Raw genomic sequence first — 24,817 nt, 5'->3', positions numbered from 1 at the left:
AGCGTTGGATCCGGGCATCGACCTGCGCGATCATGGCCGACAGGTCGGCATCGCTGCTCATTGGTGGTGCACGTCCTGCGTGCGCGTTCGGTCCTGCGCAACTGGGCGGAGGCGGGTGAGCAGGTCGCGTCGGCCGCGGACGGACAAGCCGAGCTGGCTGGCGAGTTTGAGATCGATCACGCCGGTGAGCAGCCCCAGGACGGCACGAGGTGGTCCGTCCAGGACGAGGTCCGGGTCGGTGGCTCGGCCGAGGCGGGTGTGGATCTGGCCGCCCCGTAGCTCGATGACGGCCGACTCGTCGGACGCGACGACTTGAATGACTGCCGGTGAGGCGTCGGGATCGGCGTCGGTGATGAACCACGCCGGGGCGTAGGCCAGCCACCGCGCTTGGAATGCGTCGTCCGGCCGTTCGACGGTCATGAACCGCAGGCCCCACAGCCCGAGCGACTTCAACACCGGCTCCAGCGCCAGACCGTCCTCAGTCAGGGTGTAGAGGACCGTGGCGACCGGCGGCGGTGCGTCCTCGCGAGTGATCAGTCCGGGCTGACGAACCTCGTCCATCAGTCCATCGGGGCAGCGTTCGGCGTCTCCAGCCAGCTCGACGCCCATGGTCGGCCCGCCGCGGCCGACGTCGTACGTCAGGCCGCGACAGGCGCCTTCGACCACGGTCTCGGTGTCGGGTGCGTCGTGGCCGGAGTCGTCGCGGTCGCCGGTGCGCTGCTCGCCGGCATCTTCTTGCCCGCTCAACCCCCACAGCAACCCGGACCCGAACACCATCCGGCCGAGTTGGCCGACACCACCAGCAATCGAGAGGACCTGGTGCGATGACCTACGGAGAAACTGGCGTCAGCCAGACCATCGACCGACTCCTGAGCGACCATCACGATCTCGATGCCTCGGCCGACGGAGCCCTGGACAACCTCGACCAGTTCCACATCGGTGGCGCCGAGGCAGTCGAACGGCTCATCCCCACCCTCACCCTTGCACACGGTGACGTCGTCCTGGATGTCGGCTCCGGATTCGGCGGACCCGCACGCCAGATCGCCCGCCGCACCGGCAACCACGTCGTCGGCATCGACATCACCCCGGCCTACGTCGACGCCGCACGCGACCTCACCGCAAGGGCCGGACTGAGCGACGTCGTCCAGTTCCATGCGGGGGACATCGCCGGCCTCCAGCCCGATCCGGCATTCGATGCCGCGCTCACCATGCACGTCCAGATGAACGTGCGGGACAAGACCACCTGGTTCCGTCACATCGCCGAACGTCTCACCCCCGGCGCGCGCCTGGCCGTCTGGGAAGTCTGCCAACCGCACCAGGCCGACCTGCCCTGGCCCATGCCCTGGTCACTCGACGGCACCGACAGTTGCGTCGTGTCCGCGGAAACACTGCTCGCCTGCGTCGAGGGCGCGGGCTTCGCCGCCATCGAATGGACGAACGAGTCGACATGGGTCCAGGAATGGATCGCCAAGACCTTCGCGAACGGCCTGCCCGCAGGACCCGCACTACCGATGCTCCTCGACGACGGCTACACCCGCGTCATCAACTACACCACCGCGCTCGCCAACGGCTCCCTTGAAGTCTGGCGCGGCTGTTTCACCAAGGACGCCGACCATGGGCCGCGGCCGTGGTCGCGAGCCGTTTCGCACTCCACATGATGCGTCATCGCAAAGACGTCGCAGGGACCGGCTCGCAGAGAATGCGCAGGTCAGGCACCCCTCTCGCGTCATATCGGTGGCCGGCCAAACGGCCGGAGCATCAGATGAGCGTCACGGGGCGGCACATGCATACGGAGGCCCCGATATGCCTCGCACCAGTGACTGGCTCACGGCCCGTTCCCAGGATGGAACCTGACCTCGTAGGCCTGCGTCATCGACCTGTTCTCGCGCCGCCTGCTCGGTTACGCGATGGGCGAGCGGCACGACGCGGAGCTGATCGTCGCCTCCCTGCATGTGGCCGCCGCCACTCGCGGCGGCGACGTGAAGGGCGTGATCTTCCACAGCGGCAGCGGCAGCGGCAGGGGCAGGGGCAGGGGCAGGGGCAGCGAATACCACTCCCGCCGCTGCCGCCGCGCCTTAGGGCGCCTGGGCGTGACCCAGTCCATGGGCCGCGTCAGGTCGTGCTTCGACGCCGCCAGCGAGGCGTTCCACAGCGTGCTCAAGGTCGGGTACATCCAGCGGCACCCCTTCACCCGCACCGAGGCGCGGCTGAAGATCGCCACCTGGACCACCGGCTACTGCAACACCCGCCGACTACACAGCGTGTGCGGATGCCGGAGCCCGATCGACTACTGACGAGACTGCAGCGGGCATGGCTCACCATGTCAGCCGCTCTTGCTGGAACCGGTCGAGATCCAGCCGGGCCGGTTCTGTCCGGGACGAGACACCCAGTTTCGGAAATGCTTTGTACAGGTGCTGCCCGATAGTGCGTGGGCTGAGCAGGAGATGCGCGACGATGTCGCGGTTGGTGGCTCCCGTCGCGGCTAGTCGTACGACCTGCAACTCGATACATGGGAGGGGGTGACGCCACCCTGCCGGTCCGCTGACCGCTCGACCACAACAGTGCGGTGGCATCGGTCGTTCAGAGGAAGATCCGCAGCCCCGCCTGGGCGTGAGACATAAGGCACCCACCGCAATTCACACGGCCGCGGGGCCGTTCTGGCCGCGCACCCTCGAACTCGGCACCTGTCTCGGCATCCGCGACAACGGCATGCTGGTGGCGATGGCGGGTGAACGACTGCGGCCGCCGGGCTGGGCCGAGATCAGCGCTGTCTGCACGGCTCCCGAGGCTCGAGGGCGCGGCTACGCCGCCCGTCTGGTCACTGGCCAGCCGTGACAACACACGCCCGTCCTTGCCACCCGAGCAGGCTTTGTGGATTGCGTACGACTGCGGTGACGTCGTGACCCGCGGCAACGGCCTGTTCGAGAAGGTGGCGGCCGATGCCACCGGTCGCTGCGAAGATCGTGAGCTTCGTCCGTTGTCTCCTCTCTCTCGTCGGTCGGCGCTGGTCCGGTCAGAGGCGGCCTGGCGTGAACTCCCGGATCACCTGGGAAAGCCCGGCCGGCTGGTCAAGCGGGATGAGGGTGTAGCTGTCGCCCATCTCGACCAGCCGTCCGTGCGGGAGGAGTTCGGCCAGGCGTCGGCCATGTTCAGGCGGCATGACGCGGTCGCGGCTCGCCCACACCACAAGGGCGGGACGTTCGAAACTGGACAAGCGTTCTGCCGCGGCCACCAGGAGGCCGGTGTCCGCTCCTGCGGCTCGCAGTGTTCGCACGGCGTCGTGACGGATCTCCGGCCGCTTCATGACCGGTTGCATCCACCGGAGGGTGGCAGCGTCCCCTCGTAGGGTCAGCCAGCCGAATGCGATCGGGAGCCGACGGATCACCCGAAGCCGCATCTGTTGCATGAACAGCCCGAACAGCCGAGGCGGGAGCTTGCCGGTGAGCATCAGCGTCTTGCCCGTCAGCCCTGGCGGGAAGTTGTCGAACGCATCGCACGAGGCGAGCACGACACGTCCCACACGCGCAGCGCCGTCGCACATGAGCAGTTGGACGATAGCCCCGCCAGTGTCATTGCCGACGAGGGTGACGTCCTGCAGATCCAGGCGGTCGAGCAGCTCCGCGACCAGCCGGGCCATCCCGGGCAGCGACAGGTCGGCATCCGCACGCATCGCGTGACGATGCGCGCCAAGGGGCAGCGTCGGTGCCACGCACCTGTGATCGGCGGACAGATCACTGATCGACCCGGCCCACAGCGAGGCATCCATCATGAACCCGTGCAGCAGCACAACCGTAGGACCGTCGCCGCCGCTGTCCTCGTATTCGACGGTTCCGGCGGACAGTTCGATCTTTTTCATTCCCGTCCTCTTCGCCTCATGGCCGACGGAAGCCTGTGCCTGGCCGGACGTGTGTGTATCCGGCGGTTCGGCCGCCTCCGGCGAGGTCTCCTGGTCGTCGGCCTCAGGTGAGACCTTCGAGTTTTTCGGGATTGGTGACGAAGTAGATGCCGCAGACCTGTCGGCCGTCCGGCACCAGGTCGAGGACCAGCACGGCGAAGGGCGAGTCGCCGCTGAACAGCAATGCCGAAGGATCGCCGTTGACCCGCCGGTAGCGGATGTCCAGGCTGCTGCGGGCGCGGGTGGCCCCGTTGGCCAGTAGCCGGGCTACCTTGTCGCGGCCGTGGACCGGGCGCGGGCCCGCGGCGGTGGCCTTGCCTCCGCCATCGGCCCACAAGGTCACATCCGGCGCCAGGAGTGTCAGCAGCGTCCGCAGGTCGCCGCCTGACACCGCGGCGGTGAACCGCTCGGTCACTTGTTGACGCACGTGCGGATCGGTCCGATAGCGGGGGCGTCGGGCGTGGACATGCTCGCGGGCACGGTGGGCGAGCTGGCGTACCGCCGCGGGACTGCGGCCGAGGATGTCAGCGGTCTCGGTATGGGCATAGCCGAACACCTCGTGCAGGACGAACACCGCGCGTTCCAGCGGGGTGAGGGTTTCCAGGACGACCAGCAGCGCCATGGACACCGACTGGGTGCGCTCGGCCGAATCGGCGGCGTCCACGGCACCGCCGTGAGCACGACCGTCGGCGAGAGAGGTGACGAGCGGTTCGGGCAGCCACGGACCTACATAGGACTCGCGACGGCGGCTGATGGCGGCCTGGCGGGCGAGGGCTTTGTTCACCGCGATCCGCACCAGATAGGCGCGTGGGCTGTCGATCCGCTCCGCACCCGGTGCCCCGCCTCTGGACGCCCACGACAGCCATGTCTCCTGAAGCACGTCCTCGGTGTCGGCGACACTGCTGAGCATGTTGTAGACGACGGAGAACAACAACTCTCGGTGCTCGACGAACACTCGGGTAGCCGTGTCCACCGCGCTCTCCGCGGCACTGCCGACCGACGAGGTGTCGGACATCATTGAACCTCCTGCCGTGTCTGACTACTGAGAGCCGCGGGAGCGCCCTGGGTGTGACATCCACACCACGCATGTGACCCACGCCTCAGCTCCCGGAATGCCATGGCCACGAAGCCGGACTTCCGTACGTGACGAATCCCGGGCAACGGGCGGGACCGCGCGGCACGAAGAACTGGTCACGCTTCGACCAGCCATGGACACGAGCGGCAAGATCTTTCTTCAGCACCATGCCTCTCGGCAAAGGGCTCGCCGCTCACGACCTGCCGGCTTGCCGGCTTGAGGAGGCCAATGGACGTGAGCGCAGACATCTCGGGCTCGTCCTGAGATGTGGGTCACACTCACCAGGCCGGATGTCACACTCCGGAACCAGCCGCGGATCTCAGGTACGACCGCCCACGAGCGCCAGGGGCGGCATGAGATGTCGACGGGACCCCGCACAGGAGTGTGCACATGATCATGGTTACTGGCACGACCGGAACCGTCGGTCGCGCCGTAGTGAAGCTGCTGGTGGCGGAAGGAGTCGGGGTGGCGGCGGTCACCCGTGATCCGGCAGCCGTCACGTTCGCCGACGGTGTTCGGTTGACCGTCGGCGATCCATCCAGGCCGCAGTCGCCGGCCTCGGCGCTGGACGGCGTGGAGGCTCTCCTGCTCAGTCCGCGCGCCGGCGGCGGCGCGAGTGCCGAGTTGCCGGCGCTGGCGGCCGAACACGGCGTGCGGCGTGTGGTGGTGTTGTCGGCGGTCACCGTCGAGTACGGGGGCGGGTACCGGCGCTTCGCCGAGGAGTTTGAGCTGGTCGAGGCCGCAGCCAGGGCCTCCGGGATGCAGTGGACATTCCTGCGGTGCGCCGACTTCGCCGCCAACGCCCTTGCCTGGGCACCGCAGATCCGTGCGACGGGCGTTGTACGGGGCGTGTACGGCGATGCGGCCACCTCCCCCATCCATCAGCGGGACATCGCCGAGCTATCCATACGGGCGCTGCTGGACCCCGCCCACGCCGACCGGGCGTATGCGATCACCGGTCCGGAGTCGCTCACCCAGCATGACAAGGTCCGACTCATCGGCAAGGCCATCGGCGCGGAGCTGTCGTTCGAGGAGATTCCTCCCGAGGGGCTGCGCCGGGCGCTGCTCGCTCAGGGATTGCCCGAGGACGTGCCCGACCGTGTGATCGGCTACGCGGCCGCATGTCTGAAGGAGCCGGGGCCGACGACGGACACGCTCACACGACTCCTTGGTCGCCCCGCCCTCACCTTCGCCACCTGGGCCGCCGAGCACGTGGCCGCCTTTCGGAGCTGAGGCCGTCATGAGAAAAGAACGGGCGGTCACGACCCTGCGCTTCGTAGGTCTCGTATGTACAGGCTTGTTCGCCGGATTCCTGGTCACGGTCCTCGTCTTCGAGCTCTCGCTGCGGGACTTCGACGCCTCGGTCTACACCCAGGTGCGACAGGTCGAACTCCTCCGACTGGACGACCTTGCCTCCGCCACCCTCCTGCCGGCGTTGCCGGCCACGGCGATCCTCGCCGCCACGGCCGTCAGGGCGAGAGGCCGCACCTTCTGGCTCACGGTGGCAGCGTTCACCCTGCTGCTGAGCGTCCTCGTCACGACGGTCGTCTTCAACCTCCCCATCAACTCCGATCAACTGCACTGGAATGTGCAGGCACCGCCCGCGGACTGGGCAAGCGCGCGCAACCGCTGGCAGATCGCCCACACCGTACGCACGTGCGCTGCCGTAGTCGCGTTCGGACTCCTGAGCGCGGCTGCGATGAGCACAACCCACACCAGTCACCGGCCTTCCCAGGCCCCGCCCCCGGGCAGAACGGCCGCATCGGGTCCGGCTGGAGTACGGTCATGAAGCAGATCGAGCTGTCTGCGGGAACCATCCAGCATGAGGACACCGATGGCGACGGCCCTGTCCTGGTGCTGCTGCACGGCCTGATGACCGACGCCACACTGTGGGACGAATCGATCGCCGATCCGGCGTCACAACTCATCGGTCGTCGCTACGTACAGCACAACCCGTTCATCGCCGACGGTATTGACGGATTCAAGGGCTTCCTCCGTTACGTGCGGGAGACGTTCCAATGGAAGACGGATAGATCGTCGAGCATTGGGACGTCATGCAGCCGATTCCGGAGGAAGCGGTAAGCCCGAACGGAATGTTTTGACCCACCGCATCGACGGGCGGAACAACGACACCGACTGGAGTGAAAGCCATGGTCAATGTGGGATTGTTCGTGCGCATAGAAGCCAAACCGGGCCACGAGGCTGCGGTGGAAGCCCAGTTGAAGGCGGCCCTTCCGGACGTCGAGGCCGAGTCCGGCACCATCGTCTGGCTGGCACTCCGCCTGGGGCCGACGACCTACGCGGTCGTCGACGCCTTCCCTGGCGAGGCCGACCGCCAGGCCCACCTTGAGGCAGGACGGAGCCGGCTGGCTGAAGCACTCGAGCACTTCGCCCAGCCGCCGACGCTCGAGCGCACGGACGTCATCGCCGCCAAAGTCCCCTCGTCAATGGGAGCCTGAGCGCCAGGATCCGCTCCTGGGTACAACCGGGTGGCTTGCCGGAGAGGACCTCCTTGGTCGCGACGGCACACGTGAACATCGACGGGCGCCACCATGCCGAACAGCGGCAGCCCGTGTATGTCTGAGGAGCAAAGATGAAGATCTCCCGGTTATCCGCGCCGGCCGCTGTGGCGGCGACCGTCGTCGTCACCGCCGTCCCGGCAATCGCCGCGACCCCCTACAACCAGTACAACGACATCATTACCGCCGCACCGGACACCATCCAGACGGATGGGAGCGCCGCCGCACCGGACCTCCTGCATCACAACGGCTTCACTTCTGTTCCGGGCAAACAGCACCAGGCAAGGGACGCGGGTAACCTCACGAGCACCGTTGGGTCCTTGGCGCCCTGCGCCGACTCGTCCGGCCTCTTCCAGTGGGGCGGACCGAACAGTCTCACCGCCATCACCTTGAAGGTGAAGCCACACGATTCGCGGTGCGACGGCGTCAAGATCGGCATTCGGCTGGTGACCATCCCTTACCACGGCGCCAAGCACTACTGGCCCTGGCACGGCTGCACGACCGGCTGCGGCAGGACCTACACCTACAACACGTACGCCCAGGATTCGAACGGAATCCATTACGCCACCGTGGAGCTTGGTCTCTTCAGAGGCAGCAGGCTCGAGGGCACCGGGGACGCACCCCTGTCCAAGCGCCCGAGCTCCTGAACCGGCAGATCAGCCGGCCGCCGGGCAGCCCGTGCGGCAACGAGCGGCTCCCGGCTGCTGTTGCGAACCGAGGAACCCCGCGGTCCATTGAGCGTCGAACGATGATTGACTGGCTCCCGCAACCGCAGCACCAACCCCACAGGAGACCCCGCAGCCATGAGCCAGCCCTACACGTACGAGTACAAGGTCGTCACCTTCCGGGAGTCGCTGATCGGCGATGCCCTGGACTCCGACAAGCTGGAGAAAGTTCTCAACAAGCATGCTGAGGACGGCTGGGGGCTCAAGGCGATAACGTCCGCCGACGTCAAGGGCCGCATCGGGCCTGGTGCAGTCGAGGGCCTGCTGCTCACCTTCGAGCGGCCGCGCCAGTAGCGGCCGTGATCTCGGCCGCCCTACGGGGCGGCCGCAACCCCCTGGTCGCCGTGACGACCACGGATACGGTGTTGCGATCCACGGCCGTGGATCCCCGGTCGTCTCAGGGGCGACCGCCACCCGGACGTCGTTGTGGGGGTGGGCCGGGTGCTGCTTGCTGACTTCCTGACTTCCTGGCTTCCTGGCTTCCTGGCTTCCTGGCTTCCTGGCTTCCTGGCTTCCTGGCTTCCTGGCTTCCTGGCTTCCTGGCCAAGAACGTCCTCCGGCACAGCGAGCGTGGCGGCCATCCTCAGGGAGGGCCGAGGACGACCGAGAAACGCTGCCGCAGATCAGTCGCCGGGTCGGAACCGGAGCGCCGACCAGGTGTCGTCGATGGCAATCTGCCGCACGGGCCGCACGCCCCGCTCGGAGAGCGCGGCGGCCAGGGTGTCGCGGTTCAGATTCGACTCCTCTGGCACCTTCCTGAAGCAGATCTGGGCCAGCCAGTGAGGCGACGCCGCGCGCTCCGGCCGGCGCATCCGGCCCGAGCGCGCCCGGCGCACCGACACCGGACCGTCCTCTGTCCCCACCTGACCTCGTCCAGCTTCGGCATGCCGGCTCCGGCAAACAGCTCACGAGCAGCTTGGCCCAGTCCGAAGCGGCCGAGCCGCTCCTCGTAACAGGCAACGCACCCGCGAACCGTGCCCCTGGAGTACCGGCGACTGCGCGTACTCGGCTACCGCGTCGAGGACGGAGGCAAGCCCTAACGTCCGGCAGTACGTGTGGTGAGGTCCTCGTCCGTGATGAGCGGACCACCCACGCCGGCAGGGCGCCGCCGGGATCGTGTCCGGCGGCGCCCTTACTGGTGTGCGGCCGGACAGGATTCCGTCGAGCGTGTGAACCGACCCACCCGCACGCCCCGCCGGAACCGCCCGCCCCCTGTGGTCGTCTTGTGCGCTGACTGTGTACGAAGCAGGGATACGGGGGACGTTGTGACGCGGAACGTGACGAGGGTCGGTCTCATGGTGGCGGCCATGGCGACGGTGCTCGGGGCCTCGGCCTGCGGCGGGCAAGCCGGCGCGGCGGCCGGAGGGAGCGGTGGGAAGCTCCCCGCGCACGGGAAGGCGGAGTCCGTGGCGCCCTCCGGGGACGGAGCGTCGTCCGGCTCGGCGCCGACGTCTCCCGGTACCGTGGGGAAGTTGTCCGGGATCGCACAGACCGCGGCGTCGCCCATCACCCGGCACGTGCCGTGGAACCTGGACATTCTGGACCAGCGGTCGCGGCCGCTGAACGGGAAGTTCACCACCACCGCCACGGGCAAGGGCGTTCACGTCTATGTGATCGACACCGGGATGGACATCGCCCACAAGGAGTTCGGCGGACGCGCCCACCTCGGCGCCGACTTCGTGGGCCCGAAGGACTCCGGTGACTGCTTCAGCGAGGAAGGGCTCGGCCACGGCACGTTCGTCGCGGGCATCATCGGCGGGGCGAGGTACGGGGTGGCACCCCAGGCAGAGCTCGTACGGGTCCAGGGCATCCTGTGCGAGAGCGAGGGCGGCGGCTCCCCGGCGGCGGCCGAGGCGGCCTTGGTGAAGTCGGTCAAGTGGGTCACCGCGCACGCGCAGAAGCCTGCGGTGGTGAACATGTCGCTGAACCTCGACCACCGGTCGGCGGCCCTGGAGTCCGCCGTGAAGAAGATGGTCGACGCGGGGATCCCGACGGTGGTGTCGGCCGGCAACTTCCATGACGACGCCTGCAGGCACTCCCCGGCCGGCGTCCCCGGCACGATCGTCGTGGCGGCCTCCACCTCGAACGACCGCGCGTGGAGCGACGACGGTTCCTACGGATCGGGCTACGGACGGTGCGTGGACCTGTACGCCCCCGGCCAGAAGGTGACCGCCGCCCTCGCCGGCGGCGGTACGACCACGGAGAACGACGGCGCGACGTCCTGGGCCGCGCCGCATGCGACCGGCGTGATCGCGCTGTACCTGTCGGCACACCCCCACGCCACGGCCAACGAGGTCCACCTCTGGCTCGACCACACGGCCACCCGCGGGGTCGTGCGCGACGTCCGCTCCGACACTCCCAACCGGCTGCTCAACACCGGCGGCCTCTGACCTGCCCCGGCCGCCCCGGTCACACGGTCACCCGAGCGCCGCGCCTCACCGGAATGGCAGGCGCAAGTCGCGCGGCCACCGCGCCCACACCATCGTCTTCCTCGTGCCACACGCGGCGTGCGCCTGCCCGCGCGTGACCGACGACACTGCGCGCATCGTGTCGAGCCCAAAGCTCGGTGACACCGATGTGCGGTTCGTTCTTGAGCATGTGATCGAGGAGTACGCCCGCCACACCGGCCACCCGGATCTCCTCCGCGAAGCCATCGACGGCGCCACCCGCGAGTGGCCCGCGCTCTCTGCCAGGGCCTTGCAGCCAGTGGTTCGCGACGAAGAGGTCGCGTGCCGCACTCGTGCCGGATACAGGGGTCAGCCGCGGGCAACAACGGTGGCTCGCGGGCGTATCCACACCTCCTGCCTGGGCCGCAGAAGCCGCAGGTCACCAGGTCGCAGCAACCTTCCGGGCCAGAAAGCGCAGGCAGGGAAGCTCTGGTAGCCCGTCTCCCAGCGAGTCAGGCTCCGCTGCTCGTCAGCGCATGAACCACGCACCCCGGCAACCGGCGGTGGTGAGCAAGCGGGTTGTACTCACGGGCACTCGACACGATGATCCTGGCGCGGACGTATATGGGCAGCGAGAATCCACACACCGCAACGACAGAGACGAGGAAGAGCCAGTGAACAAACCGGTCCCGCGCCGCGCCACGGTCCTGAATACGATATCCGCGACCTGCGCCGCCATAGGCGCTCTGCTGTGGGTCCGCAGCCAGACCAGTACGGCCCCCAGTCTCTCCTCCTCCTCCTACGGGTCCTTCCTGGCGGCCGACAGCTACAGCCCGTCGGCCTGGCGGGTGTGGTCACCGGCAGTGCCCGAAGAACGTCTTGGCCTGTATCTCCTCGCGGCCGGGCTGGTGCTGGCAGTTGCAGCGCGTCTGTTCTCCGTCTGGCGCGACTGAGCAGCGCCAGAGCGGCGAGGGCTCTCTCGGTCGGCCGGCAGCGGGAACCGCTCGAGATGCTTTGGGCTTTGTGGGCGGGGCTGTGTTCCTACGCTGGGTCTTTCGTAGCCGCGACAGTCGCGGGACAAGTGAGTGCGCAGTCCGCCCCGGCTACCGCCCCTACTTCCACCGCCACGCCTGAGCCGAGAGCAGGCAAAGTCAGCGCAGGGGAACGGCCCTTGCGCCCCGAGCCGTCCGTGGCCGACCTGCCTCCTTGGGGCCTGGTACAGCTCCCCCACACGCGCCCGCATGGAACTGATGAATTATCAGGCAACCCGAAACATGCAGGTGACGGCGGGGAGCCGCTGTCGGGGTGGCAGTCGCCCGGGTCAACATGAACCTACGGCGCCGCCTGACCGATCCCCTGCTCGGCAACCTCGTCATGATCCTGGCGCCCTTCACCGCGTACCTGCTCGCCGAACTCATCGAGGCCTCCGGCGTCCTCGCAGTGGTCGTCAGCGGCCTGATCATGTCCCAGTCGCCCCACGCATCATCCGGGCCGAACACCGCACCCAGGCACTGGCGTTCTGGCCACTGGCCACCTTCCTCATCAACGGCGCGCTGTTCGTCCTGGTCGGGGTGGAACTCCAGTACGCCGTCCGCGACCTGAACCCCGCCGACCTCCGGGACGCGCTGATCGCGGTCGGAGTCATCTGCGCGGTGCTCGTCGCCGTACGCTTCGCCTTCCTGTACGCCTCCACCTACCTGGTCCGCGCACTCGACCACAGTCCCCGGCAACGCATGCTCCGCGTCGGTCACCGCACCCGTGTGGTCAACGGCCTGGCCGGCTTCCGGGGCGCCGTCTCGCTCGCCATGGTGCTCTCGGTGCCGCAGACCCTCGACTCCGGCGAGCCGTTCCCCGACCGCAGCTTCATCGTCTTCGTCACCTCCGGCGTCATCCTCGTGACCCTGGTGGCCCAGGGACTCCTTCTGCCGGTGGCGGTGCGCTGGGCGAAACTGCCGCCCGACACCTCGGTCGACGAGGAACACGACCTCGCCGAGACCACCGCCATCGAAGAGGCGATCAAGGCGATGCCCCAGCTCGCCGCCGCCCTGCGGAGCGATCCGAAGATCGTCGAGTGGCTGCGCCAGGAGTACGAGGCACACCTGGCGTCGGTGCGGGCCCGGAGCGCGGGCGCCACCGACGACCCCGCGGTGCTCCAGCACCAGGACTACCTCGCCCTGCGACTGGCCCTCATCGCCAACAAACGCACCACCGTCGTCCGGCTCCGCGACGAGCGCCGGATCGACGACACCGTACTGCGCCGCCTGCAGGCCGCCCTCGACAGCGAAGAGGTCCGCCTGGCGGGAGGTGCGGCGGTCGAATGACTCATCTCCGAGGAAGGCCACACAGAAGAAGGGCCCTCACAGGCTCTCGCCTGCGAAGACCCTTCGCACCGTCGGGACGACAGGATTTGAACCTGCGACCCCTTGACCCCCAGTCAAGTGCGCTACCAAGCTGCGCCACGTCCCGGTGCGCCCCCGCGGTGTTCCGCGTGATCGCGCAGGTAAACCCTACCGCACACTTCTGAGAGGGCCTCACACCGGCAGCCGCTGAGCCGCCGGGTGCCGGGGTCATGGCGCCCGGCTCGCGTCGGCCGCCGCCGTGCGCAGTGCCTCCGCCACGCGGGCCGCGGGTTCGGCCAGGGGGCGCGGGAGATGGGCCAGGACCAGGCGGCGGCGTTCCTGGGAGCCGCCGCGTACGGACACGATCCGCGCGCCCGGGGGCGCCGCGGCGGCGAGTGCGGCCGGGATCGTGGTCAGGCCGCAGCCCGCCGCGACCAGGTGCAGCTTCGCCAGCCAGTCACGGGCCGTGTGCGTAATCTCGGGCCGCTCGTCCAGGCCCGGCCACACGCCCAGCAGTTTCTCCTTGGCGGACGAGGGTGCCGCGATCCAGTGCCGGCCGCGCAGATCGGCTATGTCGACCGAGTCGGCGCGGGCCAAGGGGTGGCTGGCGGGCGCCGCGAGGAGCAGGCTGCGTTCGCTCAGCGTCTGTACGGCAAGCGACGGCGACTCCGTGTCCAGGGGGCGGTAGGGCGGTTCCATGGCCAGGAGCGCCAGGTCCAGGGTGCCCGCGCGCAGGGCCCGTACGAGCGCGGGGGTGCTGCCCTCGCGGGTCGTGATGGTGATGGCCGGGTGCGTACGGCGCAACGCGGCGACCGCGCGCGGCAGCAGGACGGCGCCCGCGCTGGCGAACCAGCCCAGGCGCACCGTGCCGCCCTCCGCGGGCAGTCCGGCGAGTTCGCGCGCGGTGGCGTCGATCTCGTCGAGCACGGTCACCGCCCGGCGCAGGACGACGTGCCCGGCGGCCGTCAGCCGTACGCCGTCCCGGCGACGCTCCAACAACGGTGCTCCCGCGGCCCGTTCGAGCGAGGCGATCTGCCGGGACACCGCGGACTGGGTGTAACCGAGGGCCGTGGCCGCCGCGGTGAGCGTGCCGCGCTCGGCGACCTCGCGGAACACACGCAGTTCGACGAGCGATACGTCGGAGAAGTCCATGACTTTTACGCATACCAGATCTGAGTGACTTTCGTTGGACTCATGCTGTGCCTGTTCCTAGCGTGGAGACATGACTTCTCCCCGCATCGCTCTCGTCACCGGCGCCAACCAGGGTCTCGGCCGCGCCCTCGTCGAGGGGCTGGCCGCCCGCCTCGGACCGGACGACCTGGTCCTGCTCACCGGCCGCAACGCCGGCCGGGTCGCGGACGCCGCCGCGCACATCGTCGCGGACCCGGGCACCAGGAGCCGGGTGGAGGGCCGGGTGCTCGACGTCACCGATGCAGGCGCCGTGGCCCGGCTGGCGGCCGAACTCGACGAGCAGTACGGCGGGGTGGACTTCGTTGTGTCCAACGCCAGTGCCATGCTCACCCCCGACCGTTCGCAGTCGGAGCAGGCGGACGACTTCATCGACGTCGCCAACGGCGGCGCGTTCGCCGTACTGCGCTCGTTCCCGCCTGTACTGCGCCCGGGCGGGCGGCTGCTCGTGGTGGCCAGTTCCCTGGGCACGCTCGGGAAACTCGACCCGCGGCTGCAGCCGCTGTTCGACGGCACCTCGCTCGACGAGGTCGAGAAGGCCGTGGAGTCCTGGCGGTCGGCCCTGCACACGGGTACCGCGGAGGACCTGGGGTGGCCACGCTGGATCAACGTGCCCTCCAAGGTCGCCCAGGTGGCCGCCGTGCGCGCGATGGCGGCCGAGCGCCGGGCCACCGACCTGCCGGCGAACCGGCTGATCGCCTCCGTCTGCCCCGGTCTGATCGACACGGCCCTGTCACGGCCGTGGTTCACCGACTTCAGCGGGGCCCAGACACCGGCGCAGGCGGCGGTCGCCGTACTCGACCTGCTGCTCACCGAACAGACCGACCCGGCGATGTACGGCGAACTCGTCCGGTTCGGGCGGGTTTTGGGTCGGGATACCCGGACCCCGCCGCAGCTTCCCGACCATCTGCTCATCAAGTAGCCGGAGACCGGGTGCTTGTTGACGTGCCGTCAGCCGCTCAACCGATGGTCCGGTGCCAGAGCCGTCGCGAGGCGTTCCGTGACCGTCTGGGCCGTGTTGCCGGCGGGGGCGTTCCGGCCGACCGTCGTGGAGACCGCGATGGCCAGGTGCCGGTCCGGCTGGTACGCCTGTACGGCTGCGTAGCCGAAGAACGAGGGGTTCTGCAGGACCCAGCCGTTCTTGACGATGACGCCGACCCCGAAGTGGAACGCCTCGGTCTGCGGGAGGCACACGGTGCCCAGGCACTTCTCGGTCGGGTGTCCCAGGCCGACGGTGCCCGGGTCGAGCTGCAGCTCGCGGGCGCGGTGGGAGAGCAGCTCACCCGATCCGATCGCCTGTGCTGAGCGGGCCAGATCACAGATGTCCGTGCTCAGTACCGCGCCGGGCGCGATGGTCCAGGACGGGTTCCAGAAGGTGGAGTCCTGGTAGGTGCCCCGTTCGTCGTCGTACGCGTGCAGGACGGGCAGCGGAATGGCGGGGGTGAAGCTGTTCCGGGTGTTGCCCAGGCCGAGGGGGTCGAGGACGCGCTCGCGCAGCAACTGGTCCAGCGGCGTGCCGGTGATCTTCTCCAGGGCGGTGCCCAGGAGCACGAAGTTGGCGTGCGAGTAGCTCCAGTTGGTGCCGGGGTCGTACCACAGGGGGTGGCTCGTCGAGATGCCGACGATTTCTGAGGGGGTCCACTGGCGGAAGGGGTCGGCGTAGAGCTTCTTGATGAAGACGGGGTCGGTGAAGTAGTCGTGCAGGCCCGACGTCGAGTCCCCGAGCATGCGCAGCGTGATCCGACCGGCGTGCGGCAGATCGGGCAGCCAGCGGGAGACGGGCCGGGCAGCGGCTCATGCAGGCGGCGAGCGACATCACGCCCGTTCCGGTGACCCGATCGAGCTCGCCGCCTATCTGGGGGGCGGCGACACCTTCGACCGGGCCGTGGCCGGATTCGCGGAGGCCTACGCCGACCAGAACGAACGCGACCACCGGGCATTGGTCGAGGCCGCGGCATCGGGCCGGGTCAACGCCCGGACCGGTCTGCCCGCCTGATACGCCCGTCCCGGTCTGCCCGCCTGATGCGCCCGTCGGCGCTGAGGCCGCCGAGGCTGCTGTTCCCAACCGATCAGTACGAGACCCTGACCGTCGTCACCCTCCCCGGGTGAGGAACGTGCGGCCCATCGGGCGCAGGCTCACTGGTGAGCGGCTGTGAGCGGCAGCCGAGCAACGATATGGAGGTCCTGCCATGGCCAGCACCGCCCCGAGCCACCACCGCGCCGCCGGAACCTTGGCGGCAGCAACCGGTCTGACGCTCTTCGCCGCCGTGATGCTCTTCATCTCCGGCGTGCTCGCCATCTTCCGGGGCATCATGGCGATCGCCCGGGACAACGTGTTCGTCAGCACCCCCAACTACGTCTTCAAGTTCAATCTGACCGGCTGGGGCTGGATCCATCTGGTCCTCGGGGCGCTCGCCGTGGTCGTGAGCATCGGCCTGTTCACGGTGGCCACCTGGGCGAGGGTTCTCGGGGTGACCATCGCGAGCCTGCTGATCATCGCCAACTTCCTGTCCATCCCCTACTACCCCGTGTGGTCGCTCACCCTGATCGCGCTGTACGCGTTCATCATCTGGGCCCTGTGCGTCGTGCCGAGGGACACCGCGCCGCGGTAGGCCGGTCCGGCCCGCCCGGCGGGGCCGGTGACGTCCGTGCACGTCAGCAGGGAACCTCCCATGGGCCCGGGTTCCCCCGTACGGACCGTGCCGACGTGCCGACCACCCGTCGTGCGGCGGGAATGGGGACAACGGAACCCCTGAGGAGCCGGAGGCCCCATGACCGCCGCGCACGAGCCCGGCTCGCCCGAGCCGACCGGGGAGGGCGACGACGCAACCTCAGGCCGCGGGCCGGGGCACGGCCACGCGCACGGCCCGGCGCGGATCGGACGGAGCGTGGCCTCGGCGGTCCTCATCGTGCTGACCTGTGTGCTGGTGCCGGTCGCACTGCTGACCACATGGGTGCACGACATCGCGCTCGACACGGACCGTTATGTGTCGACGGTCGCGCCGCTGGCCACCGAACCGGCGATCCAGGACGCGGCCGTCCACCGGATCACGGAGGCCGTGGACGTGCACGTCGACGGCAGCAAGGCAGCGGCGGACATGGCCTCGTGGCTGCAGTCCCAGGGGCTGCCGCCACGGGCCGCCGCCGCCGTGCGGAGCCTGGGTCCAGCGCTCGACTCCGCCGTCGACAGCGCGGTGACCAAGGTGGCGACCCGTGTGGTGCACAGCCACGCCTTCGCGAAGGTGTGGACGGGCTCCAACCGGATCGCCCACAACGCCGTCGTGCACGCCCTCATCGGGAAGGGGCGCGGTGCGGTCGGTGTCAGCGACGGCACCGTCACCCTCGACATCGGCACCGTCGTCGAGCGGGTCAAGAAGCAACTGGTGGACGCGGGGCTGTCCCCAGCCGCTGTGATCCCCGATGTCAACAAACAGATGGTGCTCTTCCACTCCGACGACCTCGCCAAGCTGCGCAAGGGCACACGCCTGCTCGACGCGGTCGGCAACTGGTTGCCCGTGTTTGTCGTGCTGATCGGGGCCTGCGGAGTGCTGCTGGCCCACAGTCGGCGGCGTGCCCTCGCGCGCACCGCGCTCGGGGCGGCGTTCGCCTGCCTGGTCGTGGCGATCGGCCTGGTCGTGGCGCGCCACTACTACCTGGACCATCTCCCGCCGCAGGTACAGTCGAGGGCCGCCGCCTCGGCAGTGTTCGACACACTGCTGCGCTTCCTGCGGGTCAGTCTGCGCACGGCGATCGTGCTGGGTGTCGTGATCGCCCTCGGCGTCTACCTGATCGGCCCGGGCCGGCTGCCTGTCGTCGTCCGGGGAACCTCCGAGCGCACCGCGGACTCCGCGGCCGTCTGGGCGTACGCGCACCAGATCCGCACGGGCCGGGCCGGGACCTGGACGCAGGCGAACCGCCGGTGGATCACCCTGGCCGCCCTGCTGATCGTGGCCCTGGTCTTCGCGCTGTGGAACCACCCCACGGTGCTGACGGTCCTGCTGCTGGTGCTCATCCTGCTCGCCGTCCTCGCCCTGGTCGCGCTGCTGGCCGCGAGCGGCAGGGCCACGCTCGGGGCGGAGGGGCCGCCACAGGGGCCGTCGAAGGACACGGGCACCACCCGTACCGGGTGATCCCCGAAGCTCTGCACCGGCTGCACCGTGGTGGCGTCAGGACCACTCCCCCCGTCCCGGTTGCCGGGCGGCGGGCCGGCAACCGGAGGCCATCGTGACCAGTTACCCCCTCCTCAACGTCTTCCTGACCATGCTGTGGTTCTTTCTGTGGGTCATGTGGTTCATGCTCCTGTTCAAGGTCGTCGTCGACGTCTTCCGCGATGACAGCCTCAATGGCTGGGCGAAGGCGGGCTGGATGGTGGGCGTCTGCGTGCTGCCCTTCCTGGGTGTCTTCGTCTATCTGATCGCCCGCGGCAAGGGCATGGGCGAGCGCGATCTGCGGCAGGCGCAGGCCCAGGAGCGGGCGTTCCGCGCATACGTGCAGGAGGCGGCGGCCGGGACCGGCGGCGGCCCCCCGCCCCGTATGAGCAAGGCCGACGAGCTGGCCAAGCTGGCCAGCCTGCACGACCACGGCGACATCACCGACGCGGAGTACGAGACGGCCAAGGCCAAGGTGCTCGTCACCTGAGCGGCCGCCCCGGAACACCAGCCATGCAATACGAGATCAGGGTCGACGGGCAGATGTCGGAGACGCTGACCAAGGCGTTTCCTGAGCTGGACAGTTTCGTTGTGCCGAACCAGACCGTGCTGTTCGGCCAGGTCGTCGACGAGGCCCATCTCTACGGCCTGCTGGTGCGCTGCCAGTCGCTGGGGCTGCACGTGGTGGAGATGCGGCGCCTGCCCGAGTGATCACAGGAGGTGCAGCTCCCGGGCCCGGCGCACGGCCTCGCTCCGCCGGGTCGCCCCGAGCTTGCGGTAGAGGCTCTTCAGATGGGTCTTGACGGTGTTCACCGACAGATACAGGTCGGTCGCGATCTCCTCCGTCGACATCATCTGTGCCAGCCGCTCCAGCACCTCGTGCTCACGCTCGCTGAGCGGCTCGGTGGGCGGCGCGGGGCCGTCGTCGGGCACGGCGGCGGACGGGGGACGCCCTGCCAGTGAGGCGGACAGCCACTCGTGCCCCTGGGTCAGGGGCGGCCGACGGCGCGCCAGCCGCCGCAGCCAGGGGCCTGACTCCAGGAAGGGCCGACGCAGACGCTCGGGCCGCGCCACGGACAGGGCCCGCGCAACCAGGCGCTGGGCCTCTGAGTCGTCGCCCAGCGCGTCGGCGGCCTGTGCCCGCGCCAGCAGCGCCCGTACCGTGATGGCCGGCCCCTCACCGTGCCCGGTGGGGAGCGCCGCGAGCAGGTCGCGCGCCGCTTCGCCCTCGCCGGTGGCGATCCGCGCGCGGGCCGCGGCCACCAGACTCTCCGGTCCGGTGCTCCCTTCGGCCCTGAGCACCTCCCGCGCGGCCTGCGGGCGGCCGTCGGCGAGATAGGCGTGGGACATCGTCACGGCCGTACGGTCGTTCACCCAGGGCGAGGGCTCGACGACGGCCGGCAGATGTGCCCCCTCCTCCAGGATCCGCAGCGCCGCACGGGGCTTTCCCCGCGCGAGCAGCAGGCGTGACCGCAGCAACGGCAGCCCCGCGGCAGCGACGGGATCGTGCGGGACCCGGGAGGAGGCGGCGTGCTCGAGGTGGGTACGTGCGGCGGCGAGGTCGTCGCGGTCGATGGCGACAGCGGCCAGCACGAGCTGGGCGACACCGGTACGGGCCTCGGGTGACAGACCGGATCGCTCGGCCTCGGCGACCGCCTCCCGGGCGTGTGTCTCGGCGCGGCCCGGCCAGCCGTGCAAGAAGTCGATCAGGGCGAGCCGGGCGAGGCACTCGTGGCGCGGGAACGCGGTCTCGGCACCGGAGTCCACCCGCACGGCGGCCGACAACGTGGACCGCGCCGCGTCGAAGCGTCCCGCCCACAGCTGTGCCGATCCCAGGTCCGCGAGCATCAGGGCGGGCAGCTCCGGATGCCGGGCGAGCCGCTCGGCGGGAAGGGCACGCTCCGCGGCCGCCATGTCCCTGGCGGCGGCCTCGGCGAGATCGGCGGAGCCGGTGGTCCTGGCGGCGAGGACGCGCAGCAGAGCGCAGCTGAGCCGCAGGGCCGCGGAGCCGGATCTCTCGTCGGTGGGCAGATGTTCCTCGGCGCGTCGCAGATGGCCGAGGCCGCGGTCGATGTCGTGGCGGGCCAGTTCGCGGGCGGCGCGCACCAGGTCCACGGCGGGTCCGGAGGCGTCCGGGGGCATTCGGGCGAAGAGCTCGTCGAGGCGCTCGGCGTCGAGTCCGGTCAGCAGCCGCCCGATTGCCAGTTCGTCGATGAACCGGTTGACGGCCGGCTCCCAGTCGCCCGCGTCCGCGGCGTGCGGCAGGGCCTCGGCGAGCAGCCCCGCCTCGCTCAGCCAGCGGGCCGCCCTGCGGTGCAGCTCGGGTTCGAGTCCGGGGTGCCGGACCCGCAGATGGACCCGGAGGATCTCGGCGAACAGGGGGTGGAGCCGGTACCAGGAGTGGCCGATGGCCTGGACGAAGGCGTTCGCGCGCTGCAGTGCCACCAGGATCGGTTCCGCGTCCTCCCGGCCCGTCAGGGCGTTGGCGAGGCCGGGATGGATCTGTTCGAGGATGCTCGTGCGCAGCAGGAGGTCCTGTGTCCCGGCCGGCTGTGTGTCGAGGACCTCGGCGAGCAGGAAGTCGGCGAGCGTGCTCCGGCCGGCCTCGAAGTCCTTCAGGAAGACCTCCGGGTCGTCGGCCCCCTGCGCCGCCAGGATGCTGAGGCGCAGCCCGGCGGCCCAGCCCCCGGTCCGCTCCGTCAGCGCCCGCGTGCCGTCGTCCGACAGGGCCATGCCATGGCGGCCGAGCAGCTCGGCCGTCTCCTCGGGGCAGAACGCCAGGTCGGCGCCGCGGATCTCGGTGACCTCGCCGGCGGCCCGGTAGCGGTGCAAGGGCAGCAGGGGCTCCGTACGGCTGATGATCAGCAGGCGCAGTCCGCCGCCCGCGTGACGGAGCACGAACTGGAGCTCCTCTGCCACCTCCGCCGAGGTGGCCACGCGGTCGAACTCGTCGAGGACGAGGACCAGGGGCTGGGGGCACCGGCTGAGACGGGCGGCGAGCCTGGTCAGCAGCGAGTGGTCCACCTCACCGGGACGGGCCGGGCTGCCGATGCCGTCCGGGGAGGCGAGCCCGTGCCGCCGCAGGGACTCCAGTACGTAGGTCCAGAAGACTCCGGGCCCGTTGTCCTCGGGTTCCACGGTCAGCCACGCCACGGGGCCCTGCGGCCCCCCTGCGGCGACCCAGTCGGCGACGAGCAGCGTCTTGCCGGCTCCCGCGGGGCCGTTGACCAGCGTCAGGGGCCCTTCCACACCCTGGCTGAGCCGCTCGGTCAGGCGCGGGCGGCGCACGAACGTCCCCGGCGGCACGGGCACGCTGAACCGTGCGGCGAGGAGAGGGTCACCGTTCGGCGCCACGGACCCTGAGGGCGGGTCCCGGTGCCCGCCGGGTGTCGAACGCGGCACGGCAGCCACCACAGCACCCCAGCTCGTGTAGCCGGACAGTCCCCCTTTGATCTTCACGCCGGGCCCGGGAAGCCGCAACGGAAGGCATCCGCGCCACAGGGCGTCCCTGAACCCCTACTCGGGCGGCGTAGGAGTGTCGCGTGTCCGGTACATCGCCTGGACATCCAGCTCCAGCTGCACCGTCGGTCCCACCACCGCGATGCCCCGGGCCAGCATGGACCGCCAGTTCAGCGTGAAGTCCTCGCGGTGGAGTTCCGCCTTCGCCAGGGCCGCGCAGCGCAGTTCCTCGCCGTAGCCGCCGTTCACCGTGCCCAGGTACGTCGTGTCCAGGGACACCGAGCGGCTGACGCCGTGCATGGTCAGCGAGCCCTGCAGGGTCCATTTGCTGCCGCCCCGGTAGGCGAAGCGGGTACCGGCGAAGTCGATGTACGGGAAGCGCTCGACGTCGAGGAAGTCCGCGGACCGCAGATGGTTGTCGCGGGTGTTGTTGCCGGTGTTGATGCTGGACGCGTCGATGCGGACGTGGACGCGGGACCGGGTCATGTCCTGGTCGATCTGGATGCCGCCGTTGAAGCGTTCGAAGCGGCCGTGGACGTTGGCCATGCCGACGTGCTTGGCGATGAACCGGATCGCCGTGTGCGGCGGGTCGAAGAGCCAGGCTCCCGGCACCGGCAGCTGCAGGTTCTGGGCGGGCTGCAGCCAGATGCGCTCGACGGGCGCGGCAGCACCCGCCATGGCCTCGACCGTCTCACGGTGCGGCTGCAGTCCCTCGGCCGCGATCAGGACGCTGTACCGGCCGGGCGGCAGGGCCGCGCAGAAGTAGCCGTAGGGGTCGGTCGTGCCGCGGGCCGCGACACGGTGCGTGTCCAGGGCGGTGACCGTGACATCCGCGGCCGCCATCGGAGAACCCATCGGGTCGACGACCTCGCGGGCGACGGCACCCGCGCCGGGCGGGAGGGGGAGCGAGAGGCCCGCCGCCGCGGCAGAGGCGCTCTTGGTGCGCCGACGCCGGAGCAGTGCGAGGGCCATGATGTTCACCTTTCTTCAAGGGCGGCGCAGCCGTGAACGGCGATTCGGGGCACGCCGGAAGAGCCGCGCCTGCATGCGGTAAACCCCCTTCTTGATCTTGTGGCACGCCGCCTCGGCACGGGTGTCTCATTACGAGACAGTCCGCAGGCTCTACTCCGAGTCCGTTGCCGCCTCCGGCTGCCGCCCCTCGTACGCCGCCCTGAGAACCCCCAGCACCCCGTCCGCTGTCACCCGGCGTGGATTCGTGTACGGCTGGCCCGTCACTTGAGCGGCCGCCACCCGCAAGTCCTCCTCCTTGAGGCCCAGTTCGGCGAGCGAGCGCGGTGCGCCGAGACGGCCCGTCAGGTCCCACAGGGCACGCGGGGCGTCCTCCGCGCCCAGGGCACGGTTCAGTGCGGCGATCGCCTGCGGTGCCGCGGGAGCGTTGTACGCGAGGACGTACGGGAGCACCACGGTGTGCGTCTCCGCGTGCGGCAGCCCGAACGTGCCGCCGAGCACATGGCACAGCTTGTGGTGCAGCCCCATGGTGGTCGAGCCGAGACACGCTCCGCACAGCCACGCCGCGTACAGGGCCCGGCCGCGTGCCTCGAGGTCCTCGGGGTCGACGGTCAGCAGGGGGAGCGCCTCGGCCATCGCCCGGGCGCCCTCCTCGGCCATGAGCGAGACCAGAGGCGAGCTGTCGGGGGCGTACAGCGCCTCGACGGCGTGTGCGAGCGCGTTGATGCCGCTGGTCACGGTGGTTGGCACGGGCAGGGAGAGGGTGAGTTCGGGGTCGTAGACGACGCTGCGGGGCTGGACCACCGCGTCACGGCCGGTGCGCTTGATCCCGTGTTCGGTCAGGCCCCAGACCGGGGTCATCTCCGATCCCGAGTAGGTGGACGGTACCGCGATCAGCGGCAGCCCGGTGCGGAGTGCAACCGCCTTGCCGAGGCCGATCGCGGAGCCGCCGCCGACCGCGACGCACCCGTCGGCCCCCGCCGCCCGCACCGCTTCGACGGCCCGGTCGGCGACCTCGGCCGGTACGTGCATCCGCGCCTCCGCATGCAGTCCCGCGCAGGCGTCGCCGAGCGCGTCGGCGACCGTCCGCGCCGTGGGCTCGCCCCGGCTGCCGCTGATCACCAGCAGCCGCCGCAGACCGAGCCGTTCGGCCTCCTCCGGGGTCGCGGTCACCGCCGCGCCGGGCCGGAAGACCACCCTCACGGGCCGGGTCTCGTAGGAGAAGTCGGTGGACAGGGTCATGTTGCACGCTCCAGGACCAGGTCGAAGCGGGCGTGCCGGAACGGGTTGGGCACGCCGAACTCGCGGGCCAGGGACGGCTCGTCGGTCACGGCGAAGTCCTGCACCAGGCTCTTCTTCACCGCGAACACGGCGTCGGAGTCCAGATAGTCGCTGCCGGCCACGAAGATGTGCGTGGTGACGGGCGTGTGGTCCTCCGCCGTGGCGATGAAGTGGATGTGCGCGGGGCGGTAGGGGTGTCTGCCCGTGGCGCGCAGCAGTTCGCCGACCGGACCGTCGGTGGGGATCGGATACGGGGCCGGTACGCAGGTGCGGAACCAGAAGCGGCCTTCGGCGTCGGCGGTGAACAGTCCGCGTCCGTTGCCGGCGGGCTGGAGGTCCGGCTGCTGCACGTCGTAGTAGCCCTTGTCGTCCGCCTGCCAGACGTCCACGATCGCGCCGGGCAGCGGCGTGCCGTCCTGGGACAGCACCCGGCCGCTGACCACGCACGGCTCGCCGCCGCCCACCAGGTCGATGTCGTCGCCGAGTTCACGGACCGGTGACTGGGTCAGATGGAAGGGACCGAGCACGGTCGACTCGGTGGCGCCCGGTTCACGGTGGCCGTTGACGGTCTCCACGAGCATGGAGACGCCGAGCACGTCCGACAGCAGGATGAACTCCTGCCGGGTGTCGGTACATGTCTGCCCGGTCGCCGTCAGGAAGCCGATCGCCCTTTCCCACTCGTCCTGGGTGAGCCGGGTCTCGCGCACGAAGTCGTGCAGATGGCGGACGAGGCCGCCGATCAGCTCACGCAGCCGGGGATCGGCGGTCGCACGCAGACCGGCGACCACCTCCTCGGTGACGGTGGTCTCGGTGGCTTCGGTGGTCATACCGG

28 protein-coding genes, 1 tRNA gene and 5 pseudogenes are annotated in these 24,817 nt (G+C 70.0%); 20 read left to right on the top strand and 14 right to left on the bottom strand.

Annotated elements, in window-relative coordinates:
* Positions 1-57: 57 nt before the first annotated feature.
* Complete coding sequence (locus tag ABT186_RS00590) at positions 58-747, bottom strand: winged helix-turn-helix transcriptional regulator (protein WP_351234781.1); 690 nt, start codon at positions 745-747, stop codon at positions 58-60.
* Between the two features lie 77 nt (positions 748-824).
* Here ABT186_RS00590 and ABT186_RS00585 point away from each other — a divergent pair, with 77 nt between their 5' ends.
* Entirely contained in the window at positions 825-1,658 is an 834-nt protein-coding gene (locus ABT186_RS00585) for a class I SAM-dependent methyltransferase (protein ID WP_351234779.1), read from the top strand.
* Positions 1,659-1,871: 213 nt separating this feature from the next.
* Positions 1,872-2,294: a DDE-type integrase/transposase/recombinase gene (locus ABT186_RS00580; RefSeq protein ID WP_351922876.1), complete on the top strand. Its 423-nt coding sequence runs from the start codon at positions 1,872-1,874 to the stop codon at positions 2,292-2,294.
* Positions 2,295-2,315: 21 nt separating this feature from the next.
* Here the strand turns inward: ABT186_RS00580 and ABT186_RS00575 are convergent.
* A pseudogene (locus ABT186_RS00575) lies at positions 2,316-2,504 on the bottom strand (helix-turn-helix domain-containing protein); the annotation flags it as partial.
* A gap of 136 nt (positions 2,505-2,640) precedes the next feature.
* Between ABT186_RS00575 and ABT186_RS00570 the strand changes: the two are divergent.
* Positions 2,641-2,820 (top strand): annotated as a pseudogene (locus tag ABT186_RS00570) (GNAT family N-acetyltransferase); the annotation flags it as partial.
* A gap of 43 nt (positions 2,821-2,863) precedes the next feature.
* Here ABT186_RS00570 and ABT186_RS00565 read toward each other — a convergent pair.
* From ABT186_RS00565 to sigJ, 3 genes and pseudogenes are all read right to left on the bottom strand, one after another.
* A pseudogene (locus ABT186_RS00565) lies at positions 2,864-2,962 on the bottom strand (NAD(P)H-binding protein); the annotation flags it as partial.
* A gap of 51 nt (positions 2,963-3,013) precedes the next feature.
* Positions 3,014-3,856 (bottom strand): alpha/beta fold hydrolase, encoded by an 843-nt coding sequence (locus ABT186_RS00560; protein ID WP_351922757.1) that lies wholly within the window; start codon positions 3,854-3,856, stop codon positions 3,014-3,016.
* 103 nt (positions 3,857-3,959) lie between these two features.
* Positions 3,960-4,910, bottom strand: a complete 951-nt coding sequence (gene sigJ / locus ABT186_RS00555) for an RNA polymerase sigma factor SigJ (RefSeq protein WP_351237453.1) — start codon at positions 4,908-4,910, stop codon at positions 3,960-3,962.
* A gap of 450 nt (positions 4,911-5,360) precedes the next feature.
* Between sigJ and ABT186_RS00550 the strand changes: the two genes are divergently transcribed.
* The 6 genes and pseudogenes from ABT186_RS00550 to ABT186_RS00525 all read left to right on the top strand — a co-directional run bounded on the left by ABT186_RS00550 (position 5,361) and on the right by ABT186_RS00525 (position 8,508).
* Positions 5,361-6,203, top strand: coding sequence for an NAD(P)H-binding protein (locus tag ABT186_RS00550; RefSeq protein ID WP_351922755.1), 843 nt, complete (start codon positions 5,361-5,363; stop codon positions 6,201-6,203).
* A gap of 7 nt (positions 6,204-6,210) precedes the next feature.
* A complete protein-coding gene (locus tag ABT186_RS00545; protein ID WP_351922753.1) occupies positions 6,211-6,759 on the top strand; it encodes an anthrone oxygenase family protein in 549 nt (182 codons plus the stop codon).
* Positions 6,756-6,878: pseudogene (locus ABT186_RS00540) on the top strand (alpha/beta fold hydrolase); the annotation flags it as partial. The gene ABT186_RS00545 and the pseudogene ABT186_RS00540, both read left to right, overlap by 4 nt.
* Positions 6,879-7,111: 233 nt before the next feature.
* Positions 7,112-7,429, top strand: a complete 318-nt coding sequence (locus tag ABT186_RS00535) for a putative quinol monooxygenase (RefSeq protein WP_502973118.1) — start codon at positions 7,112-7,114, stop codon at positions 7,427-7,429.
* A gap of 134 nt (positions 7,430-7,563) precedes the next feature.
* A complete protein-coding gene (locus ABT186_RS00530) occupies positions 7,564-8,136 on the top strand; it encodes a hypothetical protein (protein ID WP_351237451.1) in 573 nt (190 codons plus the stop codon).
* A 156-nt stretch (positions 8,137-8,292) separates the two neighbouring features.
* Positions 8,293-8,508: a DUF4177 domain-containing protein gene (locus tag ABT186_RS00525; protein WP_234515221.1), complete on the top strand. Its 216-nt coding sequence runs from the start codon at positions 8,293-8,295 to the stop codon at positions 8,506-8,508.
* A gap of 329 nt (positions 8,509-8,837) precedes the next feature.
* Here ABT186_RS00525 and ABT186_RS00520 read toward each other — a convergent pair whose 3' ends face one another.
* Positions 8,838-9,077 (bottom strand): hypothetical protein, encoded by a 240-nt coding sequence (locus tag ABT186_RS00520; protein ID WP_351922751.1) that lies wholly within the window; start codon positions 9,075-9,077, stop codon positions 8,838-8,840.
* A 600-nt stretch (positions 9,078-9,677) separates the two neighbouring features.
* Here ABT186_RS00520 and ABT186_RS00515 point away from each other — a divergent pair.
* The gene (locus ABT186_RS00515) at positions 9,678-10,604 is read left to right on the top strand and encodes a S8 family peptidase (protein ID WP_351922872.1); all 927 of its coding nucleotides are present in this window, start codon (positions 9,678-9,680) and stop codon (positions 10,602-10,604) included.
* Positions 10,605-10,623: 19 nt separating this feature from the next.
* Here ABT186_RS00515 and ABT186_RS47890 read toward each other — a convergent pair whose 3' ends face one another.
* The gene (locus ABT186_RS47890; protein WP_502973125.1) at positions 10,624-10,845 is read right to left on the bottom strand and encodes a hypothetical protein; all 222 of its coding nucleotides are present in this window, start codon (positions 10,843-10,845) and stop codon (positions 10,624-10,626) included.
* Between ABT186_RS47890 and ABT186_RS47885 the strand changes: the two genes are divergently transcribed.
* From ABT186_RS47885 to ABT186_RS00495, 4 genes are all read left to right on the top strand, one after another.
* Positions 10,738-11,097 carry a mycothiol transferase gene (locus ABT186_RS47885; RefSeq protein WP_502973117.1) on the top strand — a complete coding sequence of 120 codons (360 nt, stop codon included), beginning with the start codon at positions 10,738-10,740 and terminating at the stop codon, positions 11,095-11,097. The genes ABT186_RS47890 and ABT186_RS47885 overlap by 108 nt on opposite strands.
* 178 nt (positions 11,098-11,275) lie before the next feature.
* Positions 11,276-11,554: a hypothetical protein gene (locus ABT186_RS00505; RefSeq protein WP_351922749.1), complete on the top strand. Its 279-nt coding sequence runs from the start codon at positions 11,276-11,278 to the stop codon at positions 11,552-11,554.
* 352 nt (positions 11,555-11,906) lie between these two features.
* A complete protein-coding gene (locus ABT186_RS00500) occupies positions 11,907-12,203 on the top strand; it encodes a cation:proton antiporter domain-containing protein (RefSeq protein ID WP_351237781.1) in 297 nt (98 codons plus the stop codon).
* Entirely contained in the window at positions 12,086-12,922 is an 837-nt protein-coding gene (locus ABT186_RS00495) for a cation:proton antiporter domain-containing protein (protein WP_351922870.1), read from the top strand. Before ABT186_RS00500 ends, ABT186_RS00495 begins: the two co-directional genes overlap by 118 nt.
* 71 nt (positions 12,923-12,993) lie before the next feature.
* Here ABT186_RS00495 and ABT186_RS00490 read toward each other — a convergent pair.
* A tRNA-Pro gene (locus ABT186_RS00490) sits at positions 12,994-13,067 on the bottom strand.
* A 101-nt stretch (positions 13,068-13,168) separates the two neighbouring features.
* Complete coding sequence (locus tag ABT186_RS00485) at positions 13,169-14,092, bottom strand: LysR family transcriptional regulator (protein ID WP_351922747.1); 924 nt, start codon at positions 14,090-14,092, stop codon at positions 13,169-13,171.
* A gap of 70 nt (positions 14,093-14,162) precedes the next feature.
* Between ABT186_RS00485 and ABT186_RS00480 the strand changes: the two genes are divergently transcribed.
* Positions 14,163-15,050, top strand: a complete 888-nt coding sequence (locus ABT186_RS00480) for an SDR family NAD(P)-dependent oxidoreductase (protein WP_351922745.1) — start codon at positions 14,163-14,165, stop codon at positions 15,048-15,050.
* A gap of 29 nt (positions 15,051-15,079) precedes the next feature.
* Here ABT186_RS00480 and ABT186_RS00475 read toward each other — a convergent pair whose 3' ends face one another.
* On the bottom strand, positions 15,080-15,856 hold the full coding sequence (locus ABT186_RS00475) for a serine hydrolase domain-containing protein (RefSeq protein WP_351922743.1): 777 nt from the start codon (positions 15,854-15,856) through the stop codon (positions 15,080-15,082).
* An 82-nt stretch (positions 15,857-15,938) separates the two neighbouring features.
* Here ABT186_RS00475 and ABT186_RS00470 point away from each other — a divergent pair.
* The 5 genes and pseudogenes from ABT186_RS00470 to ABT186_RS00450 form a co-directional block, all read left to right on the top strand.
* Positions 15,939-16,124 (top strand): annotated as a pseudogene (locus ABT186_RS00470) (DUF2252 family protein); the annotation flags it as partial.
* A 193-nt stretch (positions 16,125-16,317) separates the two neighbouring features.
* A complete protein-coding gene (locus tag ABT186_RS00465; protein ID WP_351227110.1) occupies positions 16,318-16,740 on the top strand; it encodes a DUF7144 family membrane protein in 423 nt (140 codons plus the stop codon).
* 159 nt (positions 16,741-16,899) lie between these two features.
* A complete protein-coding gene (locus ABT186_RS00460) occupies positions 16,900-18,258 on the top strand; it encodes a hypothetical protein (protein ID WP_351922741.1) in 1,359 nt (452 codons plus the stop codon).
* 130 nt (positions 18,259-18,388) lie between these two features.
* Entirely contained in the window at positions 18,389-18,766 is a 378-nt protein-coding gene (locus ABT186_RS00455; protein WP_351227124.1) for an SHOCT domain-containing protein, read from the top strand.
* Positions 18,767-18,789: 23 nt separating this feature from the next.
* Entirely contained in the window at positions 18,790-18,987 is a 198-nt protein-coding gene (locus tag ABT186_RS00450) for a DUF8691 family protein (RefSeq protein ID WP_351227106.1), read from the top strand.
* Here the strand turns inward: ABT186_RS00450 and ABT186_RS00445 are convergent, their stop codons facing one another.
* The 4 genes from ABT186_RS00445 to ABT186_RS00430 all read right to left on the bottom strand — a co-directional run bounded on the left by ABT186_RS00445 (position 18,988) and on the right by ABT186_RS00430 (position 24,812).
* Complete coding sequence (locus tag ABT186_RS00445) at positions 18,988-21,735, bottom strand: winged helix-turn-helix domain-containing protein (RefSeq protein ID WP_351922739.1); 2,748 nt, start codon at positions 21,733-21,735, stop codon at positions 18,988-18,990.
* A gap of 57 nt (positions 21,736-21,792) precedes the next feature.
* The gene (locus ABT186_RS00440; protein ID WP_351922737.1) at positions 21,793-22,707 is read right to left on the bottom strand and encodes a YceI family protein; all 915 of its coding nucleotides are present in this window, start codon (positions 22,705-22,707) and stop codon (positions 21,793-21,795) included.
* A gap of 150 nt (positions 22,708-22,857) precedes the next feature.
* Entirely contained in the window at positions 22,858-23,946 is a 1,089-nt protein-coding gene (locus ABT186_RS00435) for a maleylacetate reductase (protein ID WP_351227100.1), read from the bottom strand.
* Positions 23,943-24,812, bottom strand: a complete 870-nt coding sequence (locus ABT186_RS00430; protein WP_351227098.1) for an intradiol ring-cleavage dioxygenase — start codon at positions 24,810-24,812, stop codon at positions 23,943-23,945. Before ABT186_RS00430 ends, ABT186_RS00435 begins: the two co-directional genes overlap by 4 nt.
* Positions 24,813-24,817: the final 5 nt, after the last annotated feature.

This window comes from Streptomyces sp. NPDC001634 (genome assembly GCF_040298185.1).
Lineage (GTDB): Bacteria > Actinomycetota > Actinomycetes > Streptomycetales > Streptomycetaceae > Streptomyces.
This window is presented reverse-complemented; position numbering and strand designations above follow the sequence as displayed.

Bases quoted from the DNA above. Each gene is read 5' to 3' on its own strand.
- ABT186_RS00450 (WP_351227106.1), top strand. From the start codon at position 18,790: ATGCAATACGAGATCAGGGTCGACGGGCAGATGTCGGAGACGCTGACC.
- ABT186_RS00530 (WP_351237451.1), top strand. From the start codon at position 7,564: ATGAAGATCTCCCGGTTATCCGCGCCGGCCGCTGTGGCGGCGACCGTC.
- sigJ (WP_351237453.1), bottom strand. From the start codon at position 4,910: ATGTCCGACACCTCGTCGGTCGGCAGTGCCGCGGAGAGCGCGGTGGAC.
- ABT186_RS00585 (WP_351234779.1), top strand. From the start codon at position 825: ATGACCTACGGAGAAACTGGCGTCAGCCAGACCATCGACCGACTCCTG.
- ABT186_RS00550 (WP_351922755.1), top strand. From the start codon at position 5,361: ATGATCATGGTTACTGGCACGACCGGAACCGTCGGTCGCGCCGTAGTG.
- ABT186_RS00480 (WP_351922745.1), top strand. From the start codon at position 14,163: ATGACTTCTCCCCGCATCGCTCTCGTCACCGGCGCCAACCAGGGTCTC.
- ABT186_RS00545 (WP_351922753.1), top strand. From the start codon at position 6,211: ATGAGAAAAGAACGGGCGGTCACGACCCTGCGCTTCGTAGGTCTCGTA.
- ABT186_RS00465 (WP_351227110.1), top strand. From the start codon at position 16,318: ATGGCCAGCACCGCCCCGAGCCACCACCGCGCCGCCGGAACCTTGGCG.
- ABT186_RS00525 (WP_234515221.1), top strand. From the start codon at position 8,293: ATGAGCCAGCCCTACACGTACGAGTACAAGGTCGTCACCTTCCGGGAG.
- ABT186_RS00460 (WP_351922741.1), top strand. From the start codon at position 16,900: ATGACCGCCGCGCACGAGCCCGGCTCGCCCGAGCCGACCGGGGAGGGC.
- ABT186_RS00560 (WP_351922757.1), bottom strand. From the start codon at position 3,856: ATGAAAAAGATCGAACTGTCCGCCGGAACCGTCGAATACGAGGACAGC.
- ABT186_RS00430 (WP_351227098.1), bottom strand. From the start codon at position 24,812: ATGACCACCGAAGCCACCGAGACCACCGTCACCGAGGAGGTGGTCGCC.
- ABT186_RS00455 (WP_351227124.1), top strand. From the start codon at position 18,389: ATGCTGTGGTTCTTTCTGTGGGTCATGTGGTTCATGCTCCTGTTCAAG.
- ABT186_RS00485 (WP_351922747.1), bottom strand. From the start codon at position 14,092: ATGGACTTCTCCGACGTATCGCTCGTCGAACTGCGTGTGTTCCGCGAG.
- ABT186_RS00435 (WP_351227100.1), bottom strand. From the start codon at position 23,946: ATGACCCTGTCCACCGACTTCTCCTACGAGACCCGGCCCGTGAGGGTG.
- ABT186_RS00475 (WP_351922743.1), bottom strand. From the start codon at position 15,856: ATGCTCGGGGACTCGACGTCGGGCCTGCACGACTACTTCACCGACCCC.
- ABT186_RS00440 (WP_351922737.1), bottom strand. From the start codon at position 22,707: ATGGCCCTCGCACTGCTCCGGCGTCGGCGCACCAAGAGCGCCTCTGCC.